The organism is Pseudomonas faucium, from assembly GCF_021602585.1.
GTDB classification, from domain to species: Bacteria; Pseudomonadota; Gammaproteobacteria; order Pseudomonadales; family Pseudomonadaceae; genus Aquipseudomonas; species Aquipseudomonas faucium.
The window spans coordinates 307,491-326,331 of record NZ_BQIP01000001.1 but is presented as its reverse complement, the minus strand read 5'-3'; the positions used below and the strand labels follow the sequence as shown (position 1 = coordinate 326,331).

Annotated in this window: 17 protein-coding genes and 1 pseudogene; 16 read left to right on the top strand and 2 right to left on the bottom strand. The window is 57.6% G+C overall.

All coding sequences use genetic code 11. From position 1 onward, the window contains the following. The 14 genes from L6D75_RS01550 (at position 1) to L6D75_RS01485 (ending at position 13,809) form a co-directional block, all read left to right on the top strand. On the top strand, positions 1–903 hold the full coding sequence (locus L6D75_RS01550; RefSeq protein WP_176511187.1) for a 3-hydroxyacyl-CoA dehydrogenase: 903 nt from the start codon (positions 1–3) through the stop codon (positions 901–903). Continuing rightward, positions 900–2,087, top strand: a complete 1,188-nt coding sequence (locus tag L6D75_RS01545) for a thiolase family protein (protein ID WP_176511186.1) — start codon at positions 900–902, stop codon at positions 2,085–2,087. Before L6D75_RS01550 ends, L6D75_RS01545 begins: the two co-directional genes overlap by 4 nt. A gap of 34 nt (positions 2,088–2,121) precedes the next feature. Beyond that, positions 2,122–2,592 (top strand): carboxymuconolactone decarboxylase family protein, encoded by a 471-nt coding sequence (locus L6D75_RS01540; protein ID WP_236193364.1) that lies wholly within the window; start codon positions 2,122–2,124, stop codon positions 2,590–2,592. A gap of 140 nt (positions 2,593–2,732) precedes the next feature. After that, positions 2,733–4,010 carry a cytochrome P450 gene (locus L6D75_RS01535; RefSeq protein WP_176511184.1) on the top strand — a complete coding sequence of 426 codons (1,278 nt, stop codon included), beginning with the start codon at positions 2,733–2,735 and terminating at the stop codon, positions 4,008–4,010. Positions 4,011–4,211: 201 nt separating this feature from the next. Next, positions 4,212–5,519, top strand: coding sequence for an amidohydrolase family protein (locus L6D75_RS01530; RefSeq protein ID WP_176511183.1), 1,308 nt, complete (start codon positions 4,212–4,214; stop codon positions 5,517–5,519). A 113-nt stretch (positions 5,520–5,632) separates the two neighbouring features. Next, complete coding sequence (locus L6D75_RS01525; protein ID WP_176511182.1) at positions 5,633–6,781, top strand: acyl-CoA dehydrogenase family protein; 1,149 nt, start codon at positions 5,633–5,635, stop codon at positions 6,779–6,781. Continuing rightward, positions 6,781–7,854: an acyl-CoA dehydrogenase family protein gene (locus L6D75_RS01520; RefSeq protein ID WP_176511181.1), complete on the top strand. Its 1,074-nt coding sequence runs from the start codon at positions 6,781–6,783 to the stop codon at positions 7,852–7,854. The genes L6D75_RS01525 and L6D75_RS01520 overlap by 1 nt, the downstream gene beginning before the upstream one ends. Further along, a complete protein-coding gene (locus tag L6D75_RS01515) occupies positions 7,851–8,651 on the top strand; it encodes a crotonase/enoyl-CoA hydratase family protein (RefSeq protein WP_176511180.1) in 801 nt (266 codons plus the stop codon). Before L6D75_RS01520 ends, L6D75_RS01515 begins: the two co-directional genes overlap by 4 nt. Before the next feature lie 42 nt (positions 8,652–8,693). Further along, the gene (locus L6D75_RS01510; protein ID WP_176511179.1) at positions 8,694–9,818 is read left to right on the top strand and encodes an acyl-CoA dehydrogenase family protein; all 1,125 of its coding nucleotides are present in this window, start codon (positions 8,694–8,696) and stop codon (positions 9,816–9,818) included. 24 nt (positions 9,819–9,842) lie between these two features. Next, on the top strand, positions 9,843–10,394 hold the full coding sequence (locus L6D75_RS01505) for a glutathione peroxidase (protein WP_176511178.1): 552 nt from the start codon (positions 9,843–9,845) through the stop codon (positions 10,392–10,394). Positions 10,395–10,398: 4 nt separating this feature from the next. Beyond that, the gene (gene panC / locus L6D75_RS01500; RefSeq protein WP_176511177.1) at positions 10,399–11,259 is read left to right on the top strand and encodes a pantoate--beta-alanine ligase; all 861 of its coding nucleotides are present in this window, start codon (positions 10,399–10,401) and stop codon (positions 11,257–11,259) included. 87 nt (positions 11,260–11,346) lie between these two features. Then, positions 11,347–12,204, top strand: a complete 858-nt coding sequence (locus L6D75_RS01495; protein ID WP_176511176.1) for a cache domain-containing protein — start codon at positions 11,347–11,349, stop codon at positions 12,202–12,204. 76 nt (positions 12,205–12,280) lie between these two features. After that, positions 12,281–12,613 carry a hypothetical protein gene (locus L6D75_RS01490; RefSeq protein WP_236193362.1) on the top strand — a complete coding sequence of 111 codons (333 nt, stop codon included), beginning with the start codon at positions 12,281–12,283 and terminating at the stop codon, positions 12,611–12,613. Beyond that, a complete protein-coding gene (locus L6D75_RS01485) occupies positions 12,613–13,809 on the top strand; it encodes an MFS transporter (RefSeq protein WP_176511175.1) in 1,197 nt (398 codons plus the stop codon). The genes L6D75_RS01490 and L6D75_RS01485 overlap by 1 nt, the downstream gene beginning before the upstream one ends. 149 nt (positions 13,810–13,958) lie before the next feature. On the opposite strand, the pseudogene L6D75_RS01480 reads toward L6D75_RS01485, so the two are convergent. Together L6D75_RS01480 and L6D75_RS01475 are read right to left on the bottom strand one after the other, a co-directional pair. After that, a pseudogene (locus L6D75_RS01480) lies at positions 13,959–14,141 on the bottom strand (transposase); the annotation flags it as partial. After that, positions 14,140–14,247 (bottom strand): hypothetical protein, encoded by a 108-nt coding sequence (locus tag L6D75_RS01475; RefSeq protein ID WP_236193360.1) that lies wholly within the window; start codon positions 14,245–14,247, stop codon positions 14,140–14,142. The gene L6D75_RS01475 and the pseudogene L6D75_RS01480, both read right to left, overlap by 2 nt. Positions 14,248–15,392: 1,145 nt before the next feature. Between L6D75_RS01475 and L6D75_RS01470 the strand changes: the two genes are divergently transcribed. Together L6D75_RS01470 and L6D75_RS01465 are read left to right on the top strand one after the other, a co-directional pair. Next, positions 15,393–16,385: a DNA-binding protein gene (locus tag L6D75_RS01470; protein ID WP_176511174.1), complete on the top strand. Its 993-nt coding sequence runs from the start codon at positions 15,393–15,395 to the stop codon at positions 16,383–16,385. 69 nt (positions 16,386–16,454) lie between these two features. Further along, positions 16,455–18,728: a KAP family P-loop NTPase fold protein gene (locus L6D75_RS01465; protein WP_176511173.1), complete on the top strand. Its 2,274-nt coding sequence runs from the start codon at positions 16,455–16,457 to the stop codon at positions 18,726–18,728. The last annotated feature ends 113 nt before the right edge of the window (positions 18,729–18,841 follow it).

Sequence of the window (18,841 nt, the reverse complement as noted above, 5' to 3'; positions counted from 1 at the left end):
ATGAACGCCAATCAAGAAAAAGTAGTCGTCGTCGGTGCCGGTCTGATGGGAACCGGCATTGCACATGCGTTCGCCAGCTCCGGTTTTAGTACGTTGCTGGTGGATACCAACTCCGCGGCATTGGCACAGGCTCGTGCGAGTATCGAGAAGATCCTTGCCGATGGTGTCCGCCTGGGGAAAATCAGCGAGCAACAAGCACAGCAATCCCTGGCGAACCTGCTGACCTGTGGCGACTTGAGCGAAGCCGCAATCGACGCCAACGTGCTGGTAGAGACTGTTTCGGAACAGTTGGCCGTGAAGAAGGCAGTCATCGGTCAGGCGGCACCGTTGCTGGCGGATGACGCCATCATCGCCACCAACACCTCGGCCCTCAGTGTCACCGAGATTGCTGCATCGGTAGACTGTGCTGACCGCGTGGTCGGCATGCACTTCTTCAATCCGGTGCACAAGATGAAGCTGGTGGAGCTCGTACGTGGTCTCGCTACCAGTGACGAAGTGGTCGCCCGGACTCGCACTCTCTGCGAGCAAATCGGCAAGACCTCGATCGTCGTCAATGAGTCGCCTGGACTGACCACCAGTCGTATGTCGGCGTTGTTGGGTAACGAGGCGATGTGGATGCTGCAGGAAGGCACCGCGACGGCGGAAGACATCGACACGGCGTTGCGCCTGGGTTTCAACCACCCGATGGGGCCGTTGGAATTGGGTGACTTGACCGGTTGGGACACTCGGCTGTCGGTGCTGCGCTACCTGCACCAGACCTTGGGGGAAAAGTTTCGACCTTGCCCGCTGATCATCAAAATGGTTGCGGCCGGCCGGCTGGGGCGCAAATCCGGACATGGCGTTTACCGCTATGAAGAAGGCAAGCAAGTGCCGGGCTCGGGGCTCAAGGCCAGTGCGCTATGAAAAACGATAAGAAAGATATCGTCATTGTTGGTGCGGTGCGCACACCGGTGGGTAAGTTTCGCGGCAGCCTTGCCGGCGTGCGTGCGGACCATCTCGGGTCACTGGTGATCAGTCGTTTGCTGGAGCGAGTCGACGTATCACCGGCCTCTGTGGACGACGTGATCTTTGGCTGCGTAACGCAAATCGGTGAGCAGTCCGCCAACATTGCCCGTACGGCGTTGTTGGGGGCCGGTTGGCCGGTCACGGTTGCCGGGCTGACCATCGACCGTAAATGCGGCTCGGGTGAAGTCGCCGTGCACCTGGCCGCCGGCGCAATTGCTGCTGGCTCCGCCGACATCGTGGTGGCGGGCGGCGCAGAAAACATGAGCCGTGTGCCCATGGGCAGCAACCGTGAAATCCATGGGCAAGCGTTTGGCTGGATGGCCGCACAACGCTACGAGTTGACCAGTCAAGGTGAGGCCGCTGAGCGAATCGCCGATAAATGGGGGCTCAGCCGCGAGGCCATGGATGACTTCGCGTTCGCCAGTCACCAGCGCGCAGCGGCCGCTTGCGATGCGGGTTATTTTGAGAATGAAATCGTGCCGGTGGCGGTCGAGCGGCTGCGTGAACTGGAGTTGACGCAGCCTGCCAACACGCTGCTTCGCGATGAAACCATTCGTCGTGACACCTCGCGGGACAAGCTCTCGACACTGAAAACCAGCTTTCGTCCGGATATCGGGCGCATCACGGCCGGCAACTCGTCGCAGATCTCCGACGGGGCAGCGGCCTTGCTATTGATGAGTGGCGAAACCGCAAAAGACCTGGGGTTACGGGCGAGGGCGCGCGTCGTTGCCTTCACCACCGTGGGCTCCGACCCGACATTGATGCTGACCGGGCCGATTGAAGCGACCCGCAAAGTATTGGCCAAGGCCGGGCTGAGCATCGATGACATCGACTTGTTCGAAGTCAATGAAGCCTTTGCTTCGGTGCCGCTGGCCTGGATGGCGGAAACCGGCGTGCCGCACAGCAAATTGAACGTCAATGGTGGCGCCATTGCGCTTGGCCATCCATTGGGTGCGAGTGGTGCGCGGCTTATGACGACGTTGCTCAACGAGCTCGAGCGTCGCGGTGGGCGTTATGGCTTGCAAGCCATTTGCTGTGCTGGCGGTATGGGTACGGCGACGCTCATCGAGCGACTCGATTGAGATGGCGCGTCTACCTCTGATACCCCTGGAAGCCATGCCGGCTGCGTTGCAAGACGCGGTCGAGCGTGGCCAGCGCAACCGCATGCTCAGTTCCACCACGCCGGTGCAGGTCTGGGCACACCGTCCGCCAGTGGCGCTGGCCTGGCTCGGCTTGATGGAAAGCCTGCACACTGACAGTTTGCTCGATGAGCGTTTGCGCGAGTTGGTGCGGTTGAAGATCGCCAGCATCACCACCTGCCAGGCCTGCCAACTGGCGCGAAAATCCGACGCCGTGACCGAGCAGGACATCGCCTGCATGGCGACCGATAGTGAGCATTTCACGCCGGCCGAACGGGTAGCGCTGCACTATGCCGAAGCATTTGCGAGCGATTACCTGGCCATCGACGACGCGTATTTCTCCCGACTCGCGGCGTTTTTCTCTACTGAACAGGTGGTGGAACTGGGGCTGTACTGCGCGCTGATGCTCGCGGGCGGTCGTATGACGCTGGTGCAGCAAGCCTATTGAACCTGGCCTGTAGCAATAATAGTTGATCTGATTTCAAATAAGTGTCAAGTATTGAGCAGATCAAGCCTACTATCAGGCAATCATCCGGGCCTTTCGTCAGGCCTACACCAAAAATAATGACAATAAAGGCGGAGACGATCATGTCCACAGCGGAACAGAGCGACCTGGCCAAGGTTTTTACCGACGTCGCCAGCAATTATCGCGGCACCAGTGACATCGACCTGCACGCGATCTATCGCGAAATGCGCGCCAATTCTCCGGTGCTTGAAGACAATTTCATGACGCGCCTGGGCGTACCTTCGATTGCCGGGCTGGATGCCAACCGACCGACGTTTACGCTGTTCAAGTACGACGATGTCATGGCCGTGATGCGGGATGCCGGCACCTTCACCAGCGGCTTTATCGCCGAAGGCCTCGGGGCGTTTTTTGATGGCTTGATCCTTACGGCAATGGACGGTGACGCCCACAAGAACATCCGTGGTCTGCTGCAACCGGTGTTTATGCCCGAGACGGTCAATCGCTGGAAGGAGACCCGGATCGACCGGGTGATTCGCGAGGAATACATCAAGCCGTTGGTGCCGGCCAAGGGGGCCGATCTGATGGACTTTGCCTTGTATTTCCCTATTCGTGTGATCTATTCGCTGATTGGTTTCCCCGAAGACCGTCCCGAGCAGATCGAGCAATACGCGGCCTGGGCATTGGCGATCCTGGCGGGGCCGCAAGTCGATCCGGAGAAAGCCGCCGCTGCCCGTGGTGCAGCGATGCAGGCCGCGCAGGCCCTGTACGATGTGGTTAAAGATGTGGTGACTGAGCGACGGGCAGCGGGTGCCTCTGGGGATGACCTAATCAGTCGGTTGATTCGCGTCGAGTACCAAGGACGCTCCCTGGACGACCATGAGATAGCGACTTTTGTACGCTCGCTGTTGCCGGCCGCCAGTGAAACCACGACTCGAACCTTTGGCACCTTGATGTCGTTGCTGCTGCAGAACCCCGATGTGCTGGAGCGGGTGCGCAATGACCGAGGCCTGGTGAATAAGGCGATTGATGAGGCGGTGCGCTTTGAGCCCGTCGCGACTTTCAAGGTGCGCCAGACGGCCAAGGATCTGGAGATTCGCGGCGTGCCGATCCCGAAAGGGGCGATGGTGCAATGCATTGTGACGTCTGCCAACCGCGATGAAGAGGCGTTCGAAAACGCCGATAAATTCGACATTGACCGCAAGCCTAAACCGTCGTTTGGATTCGGCTTTGGCCCTCACATGTGTATCGGTCAGTTTGTTGCCAAAACCGAGATCAACTGCGCTCTGAATGCGATCCTCGACTTGATGCCCAATATTCGACTCGACCCGGGTAAGCCGGGGCCACAGATTGTCGGTGCACAGCTGCGCGGCCCGCACTATCTGCATGTGCTGTGGGATTGAGCAACGTCGTAACTCCCCCCTGAAATGCCCTGGTTGTTCCGTGACGGGTCTGTGACCTGTCGCGGTCAGGCGCCTTATCGTCCTGCCCCCCCCCTCAATGCTCGAATTAATATGAACACAATCAAAAAATGTGTTTAATAAGTCGGTGATGTGCTCTATGATTCAGGCACAACAACAAGCCCGAATGCGAAGGGGAAAACAATGAAAGTTGAAGATCTGATTCTCGTCAGTGTCGATGACCACGCGATCGAGCCGCCAAATGCCTTTGCTCGCCACATGCCTGCACGCTTCAAAGGGCGCGAGCCACATGTGGTCAAAAAAGGTGATCGTGATGTATGGGTCTTCGAGGAGCAGGCTACCGGTTACATGGGCCTGAACTCAGTCGTCGGTCGACCAAAAGAGGAATATGGCATGGAGCCGTTGGGCTACGACCAGATGCGTCGTGGCACCTGGAATATCAAGGATCGCGTCGACGACATGAACGCCAACGGCGTGCTCGGTTCATTGTGCTTTCCAACCTTTCCGGGCTTCGCCGGCCAGCGCTTCCAGGTGCATGGCGACCGCGAGGTGTCGATGGCCGCGATCCAGGCCTACAACGACTGGCATTTGCACGATTGGTGCAATGCGGCGCCTGGTCGCTTCATTCCGCTGATGATCGTGCCGTGGTGGGACATGAAAGCCGCAGCAGCCGAAGTCGAGCGTCTGGCCAAACAGGGTGTGCACGCACTTTCCCTATCGGACAACCCGGCCATTCACGGTTATCCATCGATCCATAGCGATTACTGGGATCCGTTGTGGAAAGCCTGCAGCGATAACAAGGTGGTGATTTGCTGCCATATCGGTACCGGTGTGAAAGCCAACCATGCTTCGGATATGTCTCCTATCGACGCCTGGATTACTTCCATGCCGATCTCCATCGCCAACTCCGCAGCCGATTGGATCTGGGCGCCGATGTGGAAGAAATTCCCGGATCTGCGCATGGCGCTTTCCGAGGGCGGCATTGGCTGGATTCCTTATCTGCTGGAACGCGCTGACTTCACTCACCGTCACCACAACGCCTGGACCAACTCCAACTTTGGCGGGAAGATGCCGAGTGACATCTTCAACAAGCACTTCATCACGTGCTTCATTGAGGACAATTTCGGGCTGAAGAACCTCGACTACCTGAACGCCGACATGGTGACCTGGGAAAGCGATTACCCGCACTCCGACTGCACCTGGCCGAACTCGCCAGAAACAGCATGGGAAGGGTTGCAGCACCTGCCAAAAGAAATGATCGACAAGGTCACTCACTTGAACGCAATGCGCGAGTTTTCCTTTGATCCGTTCTCCATCCACGGTCGGGAAAATTGCACAGTCGGCGCGCTGCGCGCTCAGGCGACACACGTCAGCACCGAACCGGCCTTGGGGCTGGGTGGCGCCGACCATGGTCGTCACGACAACAAACCAGTGACTTCCGGCGACATCAACGCGATGTTCGCTCAGGCTGACGCGCAAACCGCGTTGTAAGTTGCCGCTGTTCTCTGCAGTCGTCGGCCAACGACGACTGCAGGGGGCGGTTGCCGTCCTGTGGTCGCTTCATTCGAAGCGATTGCGCCTGTGTTCAGCGTTAGAGAGCGCATATGGCCATCAGCCAATTTTCCTACAGCAATATTCCCCCCGAGGCTGAAGCGCTTCGTGCAGAAGTGCGGGCGTTCATTCACGAAGCGCTTGCCGATTATCCACCGACCTTGAGTGCCCAATCCTGGATGGGATTCAGCGCCGAGTTCAGCAAGAAACTGGGTGCAAGGGGTTGGGTCGGCATGGCTCTGCCCAAAGCCTACGGCGGGACGGAGGCGGGGCCCTTTGCACGCTACGTGATTATTGAAGAATTGCTGGCTGCCGGCGCACCGGTGTCGGCCCACTGGATCGCGGATCGCCAAAGCGGGCCGCTGATCAATCGCTTCGGTACTGAGGCGCAAAAGCAGCATTATTTGCCGGCTATTTGCCGCGGTGAAAGTTACTTCTGCATCGGAATGAGCGAACCCAACTCCGGTTCGGATCTGGCCTCGATCAAAAGCAATGCCGTGCGTGAGGGCGATAGCTGGTTGCTCAATGGCCAGAAGGTCTGGACCACCAACGCGCACCATTCTCAGTACATGATTGCCTTGGTACGTACTGGGGAAAAACCGGCGTCCCGTCATGAGGGGATGTCGCAATTCATTGTCGACCTGAGCTTGCCCGGCATCACCATCCGCCCCATACGTGACCTGGCCGGTGGTGAGCATTTCAATGAAGTGTTTTTCGACAATGTACGGTTGCCCGCCGACGCCTTGATCGGCACCGAAGGCAAAGGTTGGGATCAGGTGACCGCCGAATTGGCTTTCGAACGTAGCGGTCCTGAGCGGTTTCTCAGCTGCATGGCATTGTTGAAAACCCTGATTGATGCGATTGGCAAGACCCCTGACGCGCTACAGGCACGGGAGATCGGACGTCTTTCTGCCAAACTGCTGACATTGCGCAATATGTCGTTGTCAGTCACGGCTCAATTGGCGGCGGGTGAGCATCCGGCCTGGGCTGCCTCCTGTGTGAAAGACCTCGGCAACGCCTTTGAACAGGAAATTCCCGAAGTTGCCCAGCTGTTGCTGGAAACCGAGCCACGGCAAGACGGCAGCAGCGAACATGCGCGCGTGCTGGCCCACCTGACCCAGATGGCACCCTCATTTTCACTGCGTGGGGGCACCCGCGAAATCTTGCGCGGCATCATTGCCCGCGGCATGGGGTTGCGATAATGCGCGAAATATTTGAAGCGACGATTGAACGCCTGTTTGCAGATCTGGCGACGCCAGCTTATGTGATGGGTTGTGACGGCGGCGAATGGCCGGCCGAGCTGTGGGCCGCGTTGGATGAGTCCGGCTTTACCCTGGCAGGTGTCACAGAGGCGCTGGGCGGCGCTGAAGCCAGTTGGGCGGATATGTATGTGCTGGTGCGTGCCGCCGGGCGCTTTTCGGTTCCCGCCCCGTTGGGCGAGGCCCTGCTCGCTAACTGGCTGCTGAGCGAGGCTGGGCTCGAGGGCAGGGCGGGTGCCTTGAGCATGGCTGCGAACGCCAATCTGGTGCTCGATGGTGACCGCGTTAATGGCACTGCCTGGTCGGTTCCTTGGGGACGTAATGTTGAAGCACTGGTCACTATCGCCAACGGCACTACCGGCACCCCACATGTGGTGCTGTTGTCGCGCAGTTCGGCCCGCGAACTGATCCTGAGTCTGAATGTGGCGGGTGAGCCGCGTGATGACCTGAGCTTTGCCAATGCTCAAGTATTGGCACAAGCACCGTTGCCCGAAGGGCTCGACGCCAATGTTCTGGAACTGGGGGGCGCGATGCTGCGCGCCGCGCAGATCGCCGGGGCTATGCACGCACTATTGGACATGACCGCCAACTACGCCGGTGAGCGGAAGCAATTCGGCAAGGCGATTGGTTCATTCCAGGCCATTCAACAGCAACTGGCCGTTTTTGCAGAACAGGCTGCGGCAGCGGGCATTGCTGCCGAAGCAGCTTTTGCAGAATCCCGTTCCGAACTCGCTGCCATGACCATTGCCGCGGCAAAGGTCAGCTCGGCAGAAGCCGCCAGCGTAGGTGCCGGTTTTGCGCATTCGGTGCATGGCGCCATTGGTTTTACCGAGGAATACCCACTGCATCTGCTCACTCGCCGGTTGTGGGCGTGGCGTTCCGAGTTCGGCTCGGCCAGCCTCTGGAGTCAACGCTTGGGTACCCTGGTCTGTCAGGGCGGAAGTGAAGGGTACTGGCCGTTACTGACCCATCATGGCCAACAATCATTAACCCGACTTGCGAGTAATCAGGCATGAGCCCGTTTCTTCAAATCGAGCGCGAGGGCGGTATCGTCACTGTGCGCATGAATCATCCCGAGACCCGCAACGCCCTGACGACACACGCGCAGATACAAGAGTTTGTCGACCTTTGTGCCGACGTCCGTCGAGACAAGTCGGTGCGGGTCATGGTGCTCACTGGCAATGGCAGCGCTTTCTGTGCCGGTGGCAACGTCAAGGATATGCACGAGCGCGGCGGAATCTTCGCCGGCTCGCCTTACGAACTGCGCAACACCTACCGCGATGGCATTCAGCGTATTCCCTTGGCGATCTACGAGTTGGACGTGCCGGTGATCGCCGCGGTTAACGGCCCGGCAATCGGTGCGGGCCTCGATCTGGCATGCATGTGTGATTTCCGTCTGGCGGCGCCTAAGGCGATCTTCGCCGAGAGTTTCGTGCGCCTGGGCATCGTTCCGGGTGACGGCGGCGCCTGGTTGCTGCCGCGCATTATAGGCATCCCGAAAGCCAGTCTGATGGCATTTTCCGGTGAGGCAATCGATGCGGCCAAAGCACTGGAGTGGGGTTTGGTGGAGCAGGTATGCACTCACGAGACGCTGCAGTCGGAGGCGCAAGCGCTGGCACGAAAGATCGCCAGCAACCCAGGACATGCTTTACGCCTGACCAAGCGTTTGTTGCGCGAAGGGCAGCACATGCGGCTGGACTCGTTGCTGGAGTTGTCTGCCGCCTACCAGGCGCTGGCACATCACACCGAAGACCATCAAGAAGCGGTGGCTGCTTTTGTCGACAAGCGTGATCCCAGTTACCAGGACCGCTGACTTTCCATTGTCAATAACAAGAATCGATCTGGAGTAAGCAAGATGCGCGGCGTATTTCGAGAAGACCACAACATGTTCCGTGATCAGGCCCGCCGTTTCGTCGAGCGCGAGATCGTGCCCTACCTGCATGAGTGGGAAAAAAGCGGCATCGTTCCCAAGGAAGTCTGGCTCAAGGCCGGTGAGAATGGCTTGTTATGCTCGACCGTACCGGAAGAATACGGTGGCCCGGGCGGTGACTTCGGCCACTCGGCCGTGATGATCGAAGAGCTGGCACGTGCCAACGCCACGGCGGTGGGGTTCACCACCCACTCGGAAATCGTCACACCTTACATCGTTGCGTATGGAACCGAAGAGCAGAAGAAGCAATGGCTGCCGCGCATGGTCAGTGGCGAATTGATTGGCGTGATCGCCATGAGCGAGCCCGGAATCGGCAGCGACCTGCGGTCCATGCGCACTTCGGCGCGCCGTGACGGTGATGATTACATTGTCAACGGTCAGAAGACTTTCATCACTAACGGTGGCAATGCCGGCCTGGTGGTGACCGCTACCAAGCTTGATCTTGCAGCCAAAGAGCTGACTTTGATCTGCGTCGAAGAAGACCGTGCGGGTTTTGCCAAGGGTCGCCTGCTGGAAAAGATCGGCCTGAAAGGGCAGGACACCGCCGAGCTGTTTTTTGACGAGGTGCGGGTGCCGGTTGGCAATCGACTGGGCGAGGAGGGCATGGGCTTCAAATACCTCACGCATCAATTGGCTTGGGAACGTTTGATCATTGCGATCCGCGCCGCTCAGTCGATTCACACGCTGCTGGAGGAAACCATCGAGTACACCCGTGAGCGCAAAGTCTTTGGCAAACCGGTGCTCGACTTCCAGAACACCCGTTTCAAGCTGGCTGAAGCCAAGGCCCAGGCCACCATGTTGCGGGTTTTCGTCGACGACTGCCTGGCCAAGGTGATGCGTGGCGAATTGACCCCGGAAATTGCGGCGATGGCCAAACTGCTGGGCTCGGAAATTCAGGGCAAGCTGCTCGACGAGTTCCTGCAACTGCACGGTGGCTACGGCTTCATGAGCGAATACAAGATCAGTCGTGCCTGGGTGGATGCCCGAGTCGCCCGCATTTATGGCGGTACCTCCGAAATCATGAAAGAGATTATCGGCCGTACCCTTTGAAAGATCACCGAGTGAGGCAGCCAGATGAGTAACGCCCTTTACGACATTCCTTTGAAACAGATTGACGGCAGCACCGCCAGCCTTGGCGATTACCGAGGCAAAGTCGTTCTGGTGGTCAACGTCGCTTCCAAGTGCGGCCTGACCCCACAATACGAAGGATTGGAAAAGCTGTACCAAGACAAAAAACACCAAGGACTGGAAGTACTGGGTTTTCCGGCGAACAACTTCAAGGAACAGGAACCGGGTAGCGACGCAGACATTGTTGAGTTCTGTTCGACGAACTATGACGTTCACTTTCCATTGTTCTCGAAGATTTCGGTGGTAGGTGCCGATCAGCACCCGCTGTACAGCGAGCTGACGACCTCGCGACCTCAAACAATCGGTGAAGGCCCGTTTCGCGAGCGTTTGAAGGGCTATGGCATCGAGTCTGCCAATGCATCGGACGTACTTTGGAACTTCGAAAAATTTCTGATTGATCGACAGGGCAACGTTGTCGCTCGATTTGCTCCGGACGTTACGGCTGACGATCCACGACTGCTGGCGGCTCTGGATATCCAGTTGGCCAAAGAGGCGTAAAGCGGTGCAGACAGTCGACACGGTGAATGCATTGCGCGCTCTGGTAAGCCGTGCGCGCAGTGAGAACAAAAAGGTCGCCCTGGTAGCGACCATGGGTAATTTGCATGACGGGCATATTGCCCTGGTCCATTGGGCGAAACAGCGTGCTGACTATGTGGTCGCCAGTATCTTCGTCAATCCCCTGCAGTTTGGCGCCAACGAGGACCTCGCCAGTTACCCTCGAACGCCGCAAGCGGATCGGGAGAAATTGGTCAGCGCGGGCTGTGATGTGCTGTTTGCACCAACGGTGGAGCAGATATATCCGCAGGGTATGCACACTCAGACGCTCGTCAGTGTGCCGAAGGTCTCCGAGGGACTTTGCGGTGCGGCAAGGCCCGGTCACTTTGATGGCATGGCAACGGTCGTTATCAAGCTGCTGAACATTGTGCAGCCACACGTGGCGGTTTTCGGGCAAAAGGATTATCAGCAACTGGCAGTCATTCGTACGATGGTCAGGGATCTCAACATGACGGTCGACATCGTCGCCGCACCAACGATCCGGGCTGCAGATGGCTTGGCATTGTCGTCGCGTAACGGCTACTTGACTGAACGCGAACGAGCAGTGGCACCGGTGCTTTATGCCTGCCTGCAGCAAGTGGCGGCGTCGATCCGGGAGGAAGGGCGTGTGGTTGAGCATCAGTTGATCGAGTGTCATCAACGTATCAGCGAAGCCGGTTTCCAATTGGAATACTTCGAAGTCAGAAATGCACAGAATCTGGAACCGGTGACGAGCATGGATGACCATTTTGTGATTCTGGTGGCGGCGCGCCTCGGGAAGACACGGCTCATCGATAACCTGACCCTGGATCTTCGCCAGAGTGAATGAATCAACCATCAACCGCCCATGCTGGCAGCGTCCCCTGTTGGCGCTGTTAATCGGGTCTGTGCAAAGATCCCCAGAGGAATGCCCCCCATGAGCCGTTATCGAGCTTTCGCTGCCCTTTGCTTGTGCTTTTTCTCCCTGGCCAGTATTGCCCAACAAGCGCCGGTGGATGCCTATGGTGTCGACACGGAGCATGCCAGGGCGTTGCTGATTAAGGCTGTTGCGCAGTACAAGGCCAAGGGCGATGCCGCGCTAGCCGAGTTCAGCCGGCAAGGCGCCTATGTTGATGGTGATAAGTACATTTACGTAGTGGATACCGCCGGTGTGATGTTAGCCAGCGGCGGTCCTTCCGTTTCATTGGTTGGTAAACCGGTGGCCAGCTTTCTGGACGAGGACCTCAAGGCGATGTTCCAGCAGGCCATTTCGCAACCAGACGACGGCATCGTGCGCAGCGCCGAATACCGCTGGTGGAACTGGCAGCACGCCAAGGTGGAGCGCAAGCGCGTGTTTTATCAGCGCGTGAATGATCGTATTATTTCGGTGGGTTACTACATGCCGCGGTCCAGTTCGGAACAGGCTAAACAGTTGCTGCGCCAGATTTCGGGACGAGTTGTCACTGACGCCAAAGCCACATTCGAGCTCATTAATCAGCACGATAAGCAGCTCACTTCGGATGATCTCTATGCCTTCGTGGTGGACTTGAAAACCCAACGGTTCGTCGCCCACGGTTTTTCGCCGCGGTTGATCGGTACCGACTTCAAGTCACTGCGTTCAGTCGATGGCAAGCCTATTGGCGAAGACATCCTCAAGCAAATGAACGCTCATGAAAGCGGGGAGATTGCTTACCATTGGCGCAACCCCATCACCGGGCAAACGGAATTCAAGAGGACTTTTTTGCAGCGAGTGAACGGTTACGTCGTCGCCGTAGGCTGCTATGCAAGCAAGTAATCAGGACAGAGGCCATCGGCAACCACCACAAGGGCACGGTGAAAGTCCCGACCACGTTGGCTGGCCGCTGGATCCCATGCGTGCAACCGCTCAAGAGATGGCCGTGGCCATGTTCGGCCAGGACCTGGGGTCGCAAACCCTGGATTGGTTGTTGAGCGAAATCAGTCAGGACACAACGCCACCTTGTATCGCAACTGAATCGATTAGCCGTGAGGGATACATTGGAGTGGTTCCTGCGAGCTACATCATCACCCTGCTCGACAACATCTTGCCCGTCCACTGGCAGCGCCGTTTTGCGCAGCGTGCCGTTGCAGGGACAGTTATCGAGATAGATACCGCCCACGAGTCTTTTGTATCGCATCCGCAGCTACTGGCGGAAGCTGTACAGGGTATTGAGCGGGATAGCTAATGGGCGACATCGGCGCGATTAGTCAGGGCAATGGTAGAGCTTTCGGCAGCCATTGGCTGATTTTGTCCATCGTCGGTTTCAACTTTATCTCGTACGTGTGTAGTGGTTTGCCATTGGCGGTGTTGCCCGGATTCGTCCTCAGTGATCTTGGGCTTACTTCGGTATTCGCAGGTGTGGTGATCAGTTCGCAGTACCTGGCAACGCTCTTGGCCCGTCCCTTGGCCGGCGCCGTGGCTGATCGCCGGGGTGCCAAATTTGCGGTTGTCTGTGGGTTCAGTGGCCTGGTGCTAACCGGCACACTGACGATGGTCGCTATTGTCCTGCACGCACAGCCTTGGGTGATCCTGACGTTATTACTGCTGGGCAGGCTGGTATTGGGGGCGTCCACGGCCATGATTTCCACACCCTGTTGCACTTGGGCCATCGGTTTGTGTGGTTCTTCCCGATCCGCACAGGTCATGTCTTGGAACGGCATAGCGGCTTACGGCGGGACAGCGGTTGGCGCGCCTTTGGGCGTGCTGTTGCGCAACTCGTTGAGTCTTTTCAGTGTGGGGCTATGCACCGTTTTACTTGGCTTGGTGTTTCTGCTTTTGGCACTGGGCAAGCGCCCAGCACCCATTGTTTCTGGTGCTAGGTTGGCATTTCATCGAGTGTTTTTCACTGTCATGCCTAACGGTTTGGTGTTGGTATGCAGTTCGGTGGGTTTTGGTGGGCTGACGGCATTCGTGGCGCTGTATTTCGATAGTCGGGGTTGGGACCACGCTGCTTACTGTCTAAGTGGTTTCGGAGTGGGGTTTATCATTGCCCGATTGACCTCGCCCGGCTTATTGCAGCGATTCAGGGGCTACAAGGTGGTGGGTGGCTGCCTGGTTGTGCAGACTCTGGGTATGTTGCTGATATGGTTGGCACAGTCGCCTGTCAGCGCGATTGCCGGCGGAGTGTTAACCGGGATTGGGGTGTCTTGGATTTATCCGGGGCTTGGAGTAGAGACTCTGGCCCGCACGCCAGCGGCGAACCGAAATTCGGCACTGAGTGCGCTTTCATTGTTCTTTGATATCGCCGTGGGTATGGCCGGGCCAATCATGGGCTTGATTGCTTCTAGATTCGGATATGCCGCTATTTTTTTGTGTGCTGCGATGATATCGATGATCGGAATTTTGATGGTGACCTATTTGTATAAGCGAGCACAAAGGTGAGCTAAAGCGCTTTTCGAGTGAGAGCAAAAGTCGGAGGAGCCGGGTTCAATTATTTCGAGAACTAAGTGAATGTGCTAGCGGGCTTCCGTTGCACATCACGATGGGCATTCGAAGGCGTCCAACTGCATGTAGCGTCGTTGCTGGGACTACTCGTCGTTCTGATCCAACAGCATCGCGCCTACCAGCCGTGTGATCGCCGGATTGTAGGGGAAGATGCCCACGACATCGGTGCGGCGCTTGATTTCGGCGTTTAGCCGTTCCAGTGGATTGGTGCTGTGCAGCTGCTGTCGGTGCGCTTTGGGAAACGCCATGTGTGCCATCACTTCATCCTCACAGGCGCTGCACGGCCTGCATGAGGTTGGCACTGCAAAAGGCAGCAAAAAGAGGCGGGTCGAAGACCTCGGCCGAAACGGTTTCCACGATGCGCAGCGGAAACATCGCATCATCCGCCTGTGACTCCAAGGCGCGCCAGAAACGGAAGTATTCATCGGTCAGCAGCCCGTAGCTCTCGCGGGAAAAGAGGTCTTATGGCAAGCCGGCTTTGCGCAATACATGCTCAGGCTGCAAGCCAAAGTCGTTCAGGAGCGTCCGCCAGCCAATGTCCAGGGAGAAGGTGAGATTGCGTGCCATCGGATCGTAACCGCCATATGAGTCGCTGATACGCCATGAAAGGCGTTTCAGGCCATTTTAGACATGGGGGCCGAATCGGATGATGCAAAATGCGCCACACTGGTTGCGGTCGGTGCCATTAATTGGCACATACGGTGAAACCCTGCAGTTCAGGCATATTGATCAAGTGCTGTTCAGGCAAAATGAGCGCCAAGCTCCGGTGTCGCACCTCTAATGCCGGTGCGGCCGATATGCCCGTGGTCAGCGTCCGTTGTCAGGGGGAAGACCCAACATGTTACTTATTAGCAGCATGACCACTTTTGACGTTAGCTGACCTGCATGAATGACCGAAATGGGTCGTTATCTGCCATCCATGAGTGGCGCTGCTCGCATCGGTTCGGCCAAAGATATGCTGAGCCGAGAACTCTGCCTGGCCGGTTCGTCACGTCTAGATGAAAACGAACGCCTCATTTTATCAATGGCAGCCTTACAACAATCCCCTCATTGCTTCCCAATCCTCATGGCACCGCCCCCGTCCTCGACGCCGTGTAACTTAGCCGAGTCGGCCGGGTGTTGACTGAGCGTGCTGATAGCAAGATACGGCAGAGACCAAGTGCAATCCACGTCTGTCGGTCCCAGAAGACTCCTAACAGTATTCCATCCTGGTGCACGCCAAGCGGGCGATGATGAACGATCCGGCAACCGGTGACACCACGCACAGGATGTGAACTAACGTCTACAAGAGAATGGAGCCAAGCAATTCAATAGGCGAAAGTGGCAGGAGCGGCAAAGACTATCGCCTATTCGGCTGCAAGGCTACGTGGGGCAAAGAAACCGGTAGCTTGGGTGACTTTCGCTACCATTATAACCAGATATGTATTATTTGTTACGTTGAACGTATTATAAAATGATATGTCCGCCGATAAGGTCGGATAAGATTTAATTATCAGACCTAAATGGTTGGAGGCTAGGGCATGGCAGTGGGCGTACCAGAAAACGACGTGTTTGCCGCCGCGGACGCGGTCCTCGCCCGCGGCGAGAGGCCGACGGTGGAGCGGGTACGCCTTGAGCTGGGGCGCGGCAGTCCGGCCCGGGTCGGTACCTTGCTGGATCAATGGTGGGAGCAACTGGCCGCCCGGCTGCGCGGCGAAGCGCGCCTGCCGGGCCTGCCGGCAGAAGTAGCGCAGGCCTTCAGGGCGATTTGGCAGCAAGCCACTACCCTGGCCCAGGGCGTGGCGGAGCAGGCACTATCCTCCCAACGGCAAGTGCTGAACGAAGAGCGCGAAGCGGTGGGGGCGCTGGAAGCCCGTGCCCGGCTGGACGTAGCGCAGGCGCGCCAGCAGGCATCTGAGGCCGTTAGCGCACGGCAAAGCGTGGAGAGCCGCCTGGCCGGCCTGGAGCAACTGTTAGCCGAGCGCCAGGCACAAATCGATGACCTGCGTGCGCAGCGCGACGAACTTCAGGCGCAGCGTGACGAATCTCACGCTGACGTGGCCAAGGTGCGTCAGCTACTGGACGAAAGCCGTGAACAGGCCGAGCAGGCTCGTGAGGCACAACAGCTCTACACCCGTGATGTCGAGGATCGAGCTTATCGTGAAATCGATCGGGCTCGCGAGGATAGTAAAGGGCTGGCCATCCAGCTCAAGGATGCCAATGCCCGCATGCTCACCTTGCAACAGTCGCTACAAGCTGAGCAGCGCCAGCTGGCTGAAGCGCGTGAGCAGCGTGCAACTGCGGAGGCACAGAATGAGGCGCTGAATCAGAATCTCAGTCAGATGCACCAAGCCGCTGCGAAAGCGGAGGCGCATAGCCACGCCCTGCAACACAGCCTCCAACAAATGCAGACTCTGCTCGCCGAGACTCAGTACAGCGCCGTGGCACAGCAGTCGCGTGCCGATACCCTGGAGGCACAACTCGAGCAACTTCAAGAGGCACTTAAGAAGAAGCCTCAACGCAGCCGCCCCTGATATGCCACGCGGCCCCCGCGCCTGACTACACCGAACTCTCCATAGCCTCGATTGCCGGAAAGCCGCCCCATGAACCATGATGACTTGAAGTTCGCCGATGACCGTCCAATTCTATTGAAGAAATATGACCTCCTCGATCGCGCCGGGTTTGTCCAGCGGCTGGCACTGGCGATTAGCTCGTGGAAAAATCAGGAAAGCTTGGTGATCAGCCTGACGGGGGGCTGGGGTAGTGGCAAGAGTTCGATCAAAAATATGACTCTGGAGCAGCTCGAAGCAGACCAGAGCTGCCAGGTGATCGAATTCAATCCTTGGCAGTGGGCTAGCCAAGAGAAATTGAGCAGCGCGTTCTTCGAAGAAATCTCCCGTGTCGTACAGCGCCAGGATGCCGGCGGTAACGACAAAAAGCTTGCCAAGCTGTTGCGTCATTATGGCCGGTACTTGAATGCCGGCGCCGGCGTACTCAGCACGACTGCTAAATGGACGCCGGTGTTGCTCGGTTCGGCGCTGGTGACTACCGCGCTGGCCAGTGTGGCCGAAGGCGACGCGGCAAAGGTGACAATATGGCTCCTCAGCGCCGCTAGCTGGCTCGGTACCCTTGCACCGCAGGTAAAAAAGCTCGCCGGGACGATGACCAATCACTCCAAACGTCTCGATCAGCAAGCAAAGGACAATGAACTAACCCTCGGAGAAATTCGCACTGAGCTGCAGAAACTCTTGAGCGCGCCTACTAAGCCGCTGTTGATCGTGCTGGATGATCTGGATCGGTTGTCGGCCGATCAAATGAAGGCGATGTTTCAGCTAATTAAGGCGCACATGGATTTCGCCAATGTCGTGTTCCTGCTGCTGTTCCAGCGCGATACGGTCGAGCAAGGACTGAACCAGGTCGGCTTCAAGGGGGCGGATTACCTGGAGAAGATCATCCAAGCCCCTCTCAGCGTACCGGCCATTGCAAACAGTCAGCTACAGACGATCTTGTTTAGCCGATTGGACGCTATCTTGACCGACGAACCGCAACTGCAGGAGCGCTTCGACAAAGAGTACTGGGAGCAGATGTTCGAGCGCGGGATGCGACCGTTCTTTCGCAATTTACGTCACGTTTACCGGTACACCTCGACCTTGGCTTTTCACTGTCGCCTGCTGCGCGGCACCGAAGTGGCAGAGGTCAATGCGGTCGATCTGTTTGCGTTGGAATGCCTACGAGTGTTTGCCCCGGAGACTTACGCTGAGCTACCACGGTACAAAGCGTTGTTGACTGACAGCGAGCCGTACGCCCGGAAGGATCAGCCACAACAAGCGCGCGTAAACCAAATAATCGATCAGCTGGTCAACCTGGCACCTTCTCCTCATCAATCTGCCATACGGCAATTGCTTCAAGCGATGTTCCCCACGCTGGAGTGGGCATTGACCAACACCTTCTACGATCAAACAGACCAACTGCGCTGGTTGGCCCGCTCACGGGTGTGCTGCGATGAGGTGTTCGACCGCTATTTCGAGCTCTCAATTCCTCTGGCGGACATCCCCAATTCGTTGCTACACGAACTTGGCAGACGCATTACCGATCCGGTGGCCTTTACCGCACTGCTGATCGGTCATGAAGAGGAGCGTCAGGCGGAAATCCTGCAGCGACTTCTCGGCCTAGTGGACGAGTTCCCCCTCGATCAGTCGCTCGCGGTGGTGCAGACTTTGCTGCGCGCCGGCGATCATGTTGGACGGCGCATGTCCTTCACCAACTGGTCGCCGCGTCTGCAGGTCACCCGTCTGCTGAGGCTGTTCCTTGAACGGCATCAACTGGAGCGCACCCGCAGTCAATTGGTCATCGAGGCCTTCGCCGCGGGACCAGGCCTGGTCGTCATGGATCAGTTGCTGGGAGGGGAGGTTGGACTGCGCCGCAAGGGTGATGTCGGCTATTTCGATGATGCCGGATTTGAGCAGTTAAAAACCCTCTATGTCGAAGCGCTGCAACAGTTAGCAGAACGTGACCCGGATGCGTTCCTGGCTGATGAGAACCTTGCCTCCTATCTCATCGACTTGAACCGTTACAGTGTCGGTGGTGATGGCGGACGTCGCTGGGTCAAGTCCCACGTCACCACGCAAGCCCGCTTCCTCCTCTTTGCACGAGGACACGTCAATTTCCGGACCTCACACAGTGGTGGTCGCTCAACCCGCACCGACTACATCTCATCAACCGCATTGGAACAGATGATGGGATTGGCGCGCTGCGCTGAGTGGCTTGATCACCTCGACGTCGGCGCAATGAATAATTGTGAGCTGGAGACGCTTAGGCTGCTTGAAGATGCTTTGGCCCGACACGCCCGGGGAGAGGCAGAGTCTTGGAGTGACTGATCCTCGCGGATCATCGCGTTAACCAACCGGGCCGTGCACTACATACGTGTCCGCGCTAATAGACAGCAGCTAACTACGTCACTGAAGTTAGCAGTCACATTGCGGGGTAAACG

Coding starts and splice junctions, on each gene's coding strand:
- L6D75_RS01550 (WP_176511187.1), top strand. CDS start 1: ATGAACGCCAATCAAGAAAAAGTAGTCGTCGTCGGTGCCGGTCTGATG.
- L6D75_RS01545 (WP_176511186.1), top strand. CDS start 900: ATGAAAAACGATAAGAAAGATATCGTCATTGTTGGTGCGGTGCGCACA.
- L6D75_RS01540 (WP_236193364.1), top strand. CDS start 2,122: ATGCCGGCTGCGTTGCAAGACGCGGTCGAGCGTGGCCAGCGCAACCGC.
- L6D75_RS01535 (WP_176511184.1), top strand. CDS start 2,733: ATGTCCACAGCGGAACAGAGCGACCTGGCCAAGGTTTTTACCGACGTC.
- L6D75_RS01530 (WP_176511183.1), top strand. CDS start 4,212: ATGAAAGTTGAAGATCTGATTCTCGTCAGTGTCGATGACCACGCGATC.
- L6D75_RS01525 (WP_176511182.1), top strand. CDS start 5,633: ATGGCCATCAGCCAATTTTCCTACAGCAATATTCCCCCCGAGGCTGAA.
- L6D75_RS01520 (WP_176511181.1), top strand. CDS start 6,781: ATGCGCGAAATATTTGAAGCGACGATTGAACGCCTGTTTGCAGATCTG.
- L6D75_RS01515 (WP_176511180.1), top strand. CDS start 7,851: ATGAGCCCGTTTCTTCAAATCGAGCGCGAGGGCGGTATCGTCACTGTG.
- L6D75_RS01510 (WP_176511179.1), top strand. CDS start 8,694: ATGCGCGGCGTATTTCGAGAAGACCACAACATGTTCCGTGATCAGGCC.
- L6D75_RS01505 (WP_176511178.1), top strand. CDS start 9,843: ATGAGTAACGCCCTTTACGACATTCCTTTGAAACAGATTGACGGCAGC.
- L6D75_RS01495 (WP_176511176.1), top strand. CDS start 11,347: ATGAGCCGTTATCGAGCTTTCGCTGCCCTTTGCTTGTGCTTTTTCTCC.
- L6D75_RS01490 (WP_236193362.1), top strand. CDS start 12,281: ATGCGTGCAACCGCTCAAGAGATGGCCGTGGCCATGTTCGGCCAGGAC.
- L6D75_RS01485 (WP_176511175.1), top strand. CDS start 12,613: ATGGGCGACATCGGCGCGATTAGTCAGGGCAATGGTAGAGCTTTCGGC.
- L6D75_RS01475 (WP_236193360.1), bottom strand. CDS start 14,247: ATGTTTCCGCTGCGCATCGTGGAAACCGTTTCGGCCGAGGTCTTCGAC.
- L6D75_RS01470 (WP_176511174.1), top strand. CDS start 15,393: ATGGCAGTGGGCGTACCAGAAAACGACGTGTTTGCCGCCGCGGACGCG.
- L6D75_RS01465 (WP_176511173.1), top strand. CDS start 16,455: ATGAACCATGATGACTTGAAGTTCGCCGATGACCGTCCAATTCTATTG.